The following is a 1,658-nucleotide window of genomic DNA, read 5'->3' as shown; positions in this document are numbered from 1 at the left end:
GATCCCCGCCCGGCGCCGCGCCGGGGCGTTCTGGAGCGTGCTGACCGTCCTCGCAGCGGTCGCGATGCTGGTCGCGGCGTTCCTGCCGTGGGCGCGGCTGGAGATCTTCATCGACCTGCTCGGCGCCTCGGTCACCAACGATCTCGGGGCGGTCGCGGGCATCGAGGCGGACGGGACCGTCGTGGTGGTGCCGGTGCTGGCGCTCGCGGCGATCGTGGTCGCGCTGTGGGGCGCGGTCGGCCGGGACGCCCGGATCGCCTCCCTCGCCGCGCTGCCCGGCGGGCTGGTGCTGGTCGACTGCCTGGTGTTCGCGCTGCGGCTGCGCCGGGCCGGCGACCGGTTCGGCAGCGAGGGGGCGCTGGGCTCCTCGCACACCAGCGTCTCGCTCGACTACGGCTGGTACCTGTGCGCCGCCGCGTCCCTGCTGGTGGTGGGGCTCAGCCTCGCCCGCCCGTTCGCGGGGCCGCTGGTGCGGCGGGCCCGCGCCCGCACGGGCGGCCCGGACCACGCGGCCGGCCTGAAGCCCGACCCCGCCGCCGGGCCGGGCCCTGGGGCCGGACCGGGCGGGTCGGCCGGGCAGGGCCCCGCGGGCGGACCGGACCAGATCGCCGGGCCCGACCGGGCGGGCGGACGGGATCAGTCGTAGAAGCCGAGGCGGCGCAGCTGCTTGGGGTCGCGCTGCCAGTCCTTGAGGACCTTGATCCGCAGGTCGAGGTAGACCTTCGTGCCGAGCAGGGCCTCGATCTGCCGCCGGGCGCGCTGCCCGACGTCCTTCAGCCGGGAGCCCTTGTGCCCGATGATGATGCCCTTCTGGCTGGACCGCTCGACGTACAGATGGGCGTAGATGTCGGTGAGGTCCTCGCGGCCGGCGCGGGGGGCCATCTCGTCCACGCTGACGGCGATCGAGTGCGGCAGCTCGTCCCGGACGCCCTCCAGCGCCGCCTCGCGGATCAGCTCGGCGACCAGCACCTGCTCGGGCTCGTCGGTCAGGTCGCCCTCGGGGTAGAGCGCGAAGCCCTCCGGCAGGTGCTTGATCAGCAGGTCGGCGACCACGTCGAGCTGGAAGCCGTCCTCCGAGGAACAGGGCACGATGTCGGCGAAGTCGCCCAGCTCGCCCACCGCGAGCAGCTGCCTGGCGATCTGCTCCGGGCTCGCCAGGTCGGTCTTGGTGACGATCGCGACGACCGGCGTCCCCTTCACGTTCGCCAGCTCGCGGGCGATGTACTTGTCGCCGGGCCCGACGGGCTGGTCGGCGGGGACGCAGAAGCCGATCACGTCCACCTCGGTGAGGGTGGAGCGGACCAGGCTGTCCAGCCGCTCGCCGAGCAGCGTGCGCGGCTTGTGCAGGCCGGGGGTGTCCACGACGACGAGCTGCGCGTCCGGGCGGTGCACGATGCCGCGGATCGCCCGCCGGGTGGTCTGCGGGCGGCTGCTGGTGATCGCCACCTTGGTCCCGACCAGCGCGTTCATCAGTGTGGACTTGCCCACGTTGGGCCGTCCGACAAAGCAGGCGAACCCGGACCTGAACGGCTCGGGCTGCGGGGTCTCTGCTGGCGATCCTGGCGCTGTCACGTCACCAATTGTCGCCGACGCGGCGCAGCGCCTCGTCCACCGGCGCGCTCCCGGGCCGCGCGGGGGCGGTCCCGGGGGCCGCGGAC

Annotated in this window: 2 protein-coding genes; one reads left to right on the top strand and one right to left on the bottom strand. The window is 74.5% G+C overall.

All coding sequences use genetic code 11. From position 1 onward, the window contains the following. Window positions 1-646: hypothetical protein (locus tag AB0J52_RS39420; protein ID WP_500188217.1), on the top strand; the 646-nt coding region annotated here is incomplete at its 5' end. Here AB0J52_RS39420 and era read toward each other — a convergent pair. Next, entirely contained in the window at window positions 637-1,572 is a 936-nt protein-coding gene (gene era / locus AB0J52_RS39415) for a GTPase Era (protein ID WP_500188215.1), read from the bottom strand. The genes AB0J52_RS39420 and era overlap by 10 nt on opposite strands. Window positions 1,573-1,658: the final 86 nt, after the last annotated feature.

This window comes from Spirillospora sp. NPDC049652 (genome assembly GCF_040675125.1).
Lineage (GTDB): Bacteria > Actinomycetota > Actinomycetes > Streptosporangiales > Streptosporangiaceae > Spirillospora.
This window is presented reverse-complemented; position numbering and strand designations above follow the sequence as displayed.